Origin of the sequence: Mycobacterium sp. (assembly GCF_049673265.1) — a bacterium.
GTDB lineage: Bacteria > Actinomycetota > Actinomycetes > Mycobacteriales > Mycobacteriaceae > Mycobacterium.
This window is the reverse complement of the sequence record NZ_JBATXN010000581.1, coordinates 1-4,843: the sequence shown is the minus strand read 5'-3', so window position 1 is coordinate 4,843 and position 4,843 is coordinate 1. Positions and strand designations below refer to the sequence as shown.

Here is a 4,843-nt window from a genome sequence, read left to right as displayed (position 1 = left end):
CGAGGACGCCAGATACAGCGGCTTGATGCCCAGCCGGTCTCGCGCCATCGTGACCACCCCGGAGTCACGTTCGACGATGACGAACGCGAACATGCCCTTGAAGCGGTCGACGCAATGCGTCCCCCATTTGTGAAAGGCCTTGATCACGACCTCGCTGTCGGCGGTCGAGAAGAAGCGATAGCCGTCGGCCGCAAGCTCCTTGCGCAGCTCCTTGTAGTTGTAGATGCAGCCGTTGAACACCAGCGTCAGCCCGAGATCACTGTCGACCATCGGCTGGGCGCCGTGGGCGGAGAGGTCGATGATCGACAGCCGCCGATGACCGAAGGCCACCGGCCCGTGCGCAACCACGCCGTCGGAGTCGGGTCCGCGCGAGGTCATCGCACCGGTCATCCGGACTACGGCGTCGACATCGGCCGCTTGGCCGTCGAAGCGGATCTCACCGCAGATACCGCACATGTCTCCTCTTCCGTCTAGGTCGAGTGTGCTCCACCCAGCTGTCGTTACTGCCCCGCCGGAGGACGAGTGAAACCAGCCACTTACTCGACGGTGACCGACTTGGCCAGATTCCGCGGCTTGTCGACGTCGTAACCGCGCGCCTGCGCTACTGAGGCGGCGAACACCTGCAGCGGAATCGTCGACAGCAACGGCTGGAAAAGTGTTGACACCGCCGGGATTTCGATCAAGTGATCAGCATACGGGCGTACGGTGTCGTCGCCTTCCTCGGCAATGACGATGGTGATGGCGCCGCGGGTCTGGATCTCGCGGATGTTGGACAGCAGCTTGGCGTGCAGCATGGCCGAGCTCTTGGGGGACGGCATCACGACGATGACCGGAAGGCCGTCTTCGATGAGCGCGATCGGGCCGTGTTTGAGCTCACCGGCGGCGAAGCCCTCGGCGTGCATGTAGGCCAGTTCCTTGAGCTTCAATGCACCTTCCAGCGCTACCGGGTAGCCGACGTGGCGACCGAGGAACAGGATGGTCGACGCCTGGGCGAACTGATTCGCCAGGGCGGCCACCGGCCTGATCTCGGCGATGACCCGGGCGACCAAGGTCGGCATGTACTCCAGCTCGCGGTACTCGCGTTCGACCTCATCGGGGTATTTGGTGCCGCGGGCCTGCGCCAGCGCCAGGCCGACCAGGTAGTTGGCGGCGATCTGCGCCAAGAACGTCTTTGTCGACGCCACCCCGATCTCCGGTCCGGCGCGGGTGTAGAGCACCGCGTCGCATTCGCGCGGGATCTGCGAGCCGTTGGTGTTGCAGATGGCCAGGACCTTGGCTTTCTGCTCCTTGGCGTGCCGGACCGCCTCCAAGGTGTCGGCGGTCTCACCGGATTGCGAGATGGCCACCACCAGCGTGCTGCGGTCCAGCACCGGGTCGCGGTAGCGGAATTCGCTGGCCAGCTCCACTTCGACGGGCAGCCGGGTCCAGTGCTCGATCGCGTACTTGGCGAGCAGCCCCGAGTGATACGCGGTACCGCAGGCGACCACGAAAACCTTGTCGATCTCGCGCAGCTCCTGATCGGAGAGCCGCTGCTCATCGAGCACGATCCGGCCGTCGACGAAATGCCCGAGCAGCGTATCGGCCACGGCGGTGGGTTGCTCGGCGATCTCCTTGAGCATGAAGTACTCGTAGCCGCCCTTCTCGGCGGCGGCCAGATCCCAGTCGATATGAAATCGCCGGGCACTTGCGTCATCCGGGTTGCCGTCGAAGTCGGTGATCCGGTAGCCGTCGGCAGTGATCACCACGGCCTGGTCCTGCCCGAGTTCCACCGCTTCGCGGGTATGCCCGATGAACGCGGCCACGTCGGAGCCGACGAACATTTCGCCGTCGCCGATGCCGACGACCAACGGTGTGGAGCGGCGGGCGGCGACGATGGTTCCGGGCTCGTCGGCGTTGGCGAACACCAGGGTGAAGTGGCCTTCCAGGCGCCGCAGCACCGCTAGCACCGAACCGGCGAAGTCGCCGGCCGTCTCGCCGTGGTGATAGGCCCGCGCCACCAGGTGGACGGCGACCTCGGTGTCGGTATCGCTGGCGAACTCCACTCCGGCGGCTTCCAGCTCGCGGCGCAGGATCGCGAAGTTCTCAATGATCCCGTTGTGGACGACGGCGATCTTGCCCGCAGCATCACGATGTGGGTGCGCGTTGCGGTCGGTGGGACGTCCGTGTGTTGCCCAACGGGTGTGACCGAGGCCGGTGGAACCGGCCAATGCCGTCGGCTCGGTCTCCGCGAGCGCGCCCTCCAAGTTAGACAGTCGTCCGGCTCGCCGCCGCACCGTCAGCTTGCCCGCCCCGTCAACGAGCGCGATGCCCGCCGAGTCGTATCCGCGGTACTCCATCCGGCGCAGCGCGTCGACGACAACGTCGCGGGCAGGCTGCTGCCCGACGTAGCCGACGATTCCGCACATAGGTGACCAGGGTAGTGCAGCCGCCCCCCTGGAGCGGCTGCACAGGTCCCTCGTCGATGCAGTTTTATCCGGAAAATGCGGCCACTACCTGGGCATCTGCGTTTTCACCACAGTCCCGCGCTTGCTCCGGCTAGCCTGCCCGAAGCGACGGCAATGGCCGAGGCGGTCAGTGGCCGCCGTGGCCGCCGTTCCAGCCGCCCTGGCCGCCGGGGCCGGGTCCGCTGTGGTCGCCCTGCCAGCCCGGACCGCCGGGTCCCCGACCGTCGTTGTCCTGCCCGCCCGGACCCCCGGGTCCCCGACCGTCGTTGTCCGGGTGCCAATTGCCCTGGCCATGCCAGTGGTCCTGGTCGTGGTTGTCACCGTCGAAGTAGTTGTCGTCGTGGCAGCGGCCCCAGTCCCAGTTGCCACCCCACCCCGGGTCCCAGAATTGGCCGGGGCACCAGTGATAGTTCGGCATCGGCCCGCCCGGCCCGGGGAAAGCCTCAGCAACGCTCGCCGCGCCCAAACCAGCGAGTCCAAGACCGGTGGTGAGGGCAGTCGCAGCTGCAATTCTTTTGATGTTTTTCACCCTTTTTTAGTACCACCCAGACAGGTGCGCCCAAACGCCCACACTGGACATTTTCTTATGAGTTGCTATGAATGAGCTTGGTACTGGCTGGGTTTCAATAACCGAGGTCAGTGGGGTTTACGGCGACGTAAGCCGGCCAAGCGGGGCATTGCCGCAGGAACTTAAGCTCCCGCCCGACATACGACCGGTTTCCATCTGGGCGACACTGGACATGTGCCGAACATGGGGAAGGGCAACCGTCGACAAGAGGAGGAGACACCAGTGACCGATGACGGGTTTCATCCCACGTTGCAGCAAAGTCGACAGATCGACCGCAATCGCGTGCACCATGTCAAGTCGGCTGACATCGACGCCGACACCGCACAAAGCGAGGGCATGCTGCGCTTCGCGGCGATCAGCGGACGCACGGTCGGCTCGGAAAAACTTTGGATGGGTGAGACGCATGTGCACCCGCAGGCGATGTCGGCCAACCACCACCACGGCGAATCCGAGACGGCGATATTCGTGCTGAGCGGCCACCCCGACTTCGTCTTCCATGACGGCGACCAAGAGGTGCGGATCGCGACCAATCCCGGCGACTACGTCTTCATACCGCCCTATTTGCCGCATCGCGAACAGAATCCGAGTCCAGACCAGCCGGCGACCGTCGTCATCGCTCGCAGCACGCAAGAGGCAATCGTCGTCAATCTGCCAGAGCTCTACGCGCTCTAGCCCATCGGGCTGCGCTACCGTCAACGGGTGCCCAGCACTCGCAAGCTCTTTGCCGCCCTCGCCCGGCCCGGGCCGCATCGCGTCCTGCGCGGCGACTTGGCGTTTGCGGGCCTGCCCGGCGTGGTCTACACCCCCGAAGCGGGACTGAACCTGCCCGGCCTGGCCTTCGGCCACGACTGGCTCACCGGCGTCGAGCGCTATTCGCGCCTGCTGGAGCACCTGGCCTCGTGGGGCATCGTCGCGGCGGCCCCGGACACCGAGCGCGGACTGGCGCCATCGGTGCTGAACCTGGCCTTCGATTTGGGCACCGCACTCGACATCGCCGCAGGAGTACGCCTGGGCCCGGGCCAAATCAGCGTGCATCCCAATAAACTCGGCGTGATCGGCCACGGCTTCGGCGGCTCGGCCGCGGTATTCGCGGCGGCCGGTATGACCGCCAAACCCAAGGCGGTGGCCGCGATTTTCCCGACCGTCACCAACCCGCCGGCCGAACAACCAGCCGCCACCTTGAGCGTGCCCGGTGTGGTGTTCAGCGCTGCCGGCGATGCCAAGAAGTTACGTTCCAACGCCATTGACCTGTCCCGGGCCTGGCGCCCGGCCACGCTACGGGTGGTCGGCAAAGCCCAACCCAGCGGGCTCGCTGAGGGCCGGCGGCTGGCGACAGTGTTCGGACTGAGCGGTCCGGATCGCAAGACCCACAAGGTGATTCGCGCCTTGCTGACCGGGTATCTGCTGTATGTGCTCGCCGGCGACAAGACGTATCGCGACTTCGGCGATCCCGACGTACAGCTACCGAAGACGGTCGCCGCCGAGGAAGAGGCCGCGCCGGTAACCCCGGAAGAAAAGTTCGTCGCGTTACTCAAGGGCTAAACGGTCACTGCCCGGCCTGAGGCAGTTCGTCTGCGGCGATCTCGCACGGAGTTGATCCATCGGACGGCGGGTTGGGCTTCGGTTGCGGCGCCTCTGCGGGCGGGGCATCCGGCGGTGGCGTGTCCTGGTCATGTACCGGCTCATCAGCGGAATCGCTTGGCGCTGGCGGGTTCTCAGCGGGCACTTCCGCGGTGACATCTTCGTCGGTGGGGTCTGCGGCGGCGGGATGGGCGTCGGCAGTCTCCTCGTCGTCGGTGTCGTCGTTGTCGTCGTCGTCGCTGGTGTCGCC

The 4,843-nt window shown here is 65.9% G+C and carries 4 protein-coding genes and 2 pseudogenes; 2 read left to right on the top strand and 4 right to left on the bottom strand.

Annotation, left to right across the window (positions count from 1 at the left end; genetic code table 11):
• The 3 genes and pseudogenes from WBF82_RS19815 to WBF82_RS19805 all read right to left on the bottom strand — a co-directional run.
• Positions 1–456 (bottom strand): annotated as a pseudogene (locus WBF82_RS19815) (N-acetylglutaminylglutamine amidotransferase); the annotation flags it as partial.
• An 80-nt stretch (positions 457–536) separates the two neighbouring features.
• Positions 537–2,405, bottom strand: coding sequence for a glutamine--fructose-6-phosphate transaminase (isomerizing) (glmS, locus tag WBF82_RS19810; protein ID WP_424384645.1), 1,869 nt, complete (start codon positions 2,403–2,405; stop codon positions 537–539).
• A gap of 166 nt (positions 2,406–2,571) precedes the next feature.
• Positions 2,572–2,973, bottom strand: a complete 402-nt coding sequence (locus WBF82_RS19805; RefSeq protein WP_424384644.1) for a hypothetical protein — start codon at positions 2,971–2,973, stop codon at positions 2,572–2,574.
• Between the two features lie 261 nt (positions 2,974–3,234).
• Here WBF82_RS19805 and WBF82_RS19800 point away from each other — a divergent pair, with 261 nt between their 5' ends.
• Positions 3,235–3,684 carry a cupin domain-containing protein gene (locus tag WBF82_RS19800; RefSeq protein ID WP_424384643.1) on the top strand — a complete coding sequence of 150 codons (450 nt, stop codon included), beginning with the start codon at positions 3,235–3,237 and terminating at the stop codon, positions 3,682–3,684.
• A gap of 27 nt (positions 3,685–3,711) precedes the next feature.
• Positions 3,712–4,554 (top strand): dienelactone hydrolase family protein, encoded by an 843-nt coding sequence (locus tag WBF82_RS19795; protein WP_424384642.1) that lies wholly within the window; start codon positions 3,712–3,714, stop codon positions 4,552–4,554.
• Positions 4,555–4,558: 4 nt separating this feature from the next.
• On the opposite strand, the pseudogene WBF82_RS19790 reads toward WBF82_RS19795, so the two are convergent.
• A pseudogene (locus tag WBF82_RS19790) lies at positions 4,559–4,843 on the bottom strand (hypothetical protein); the annotation flags it as partial.

Excerpts from the sequence above, each read along its gene's own strand:
- glmS (WP_424384645.1), bottom strand. The coding sequence starts at position 2,405 with ATGTGCGGAATCGTCGGCTACGTCGGGCAGCAGCCTGCCCGCGACGTT.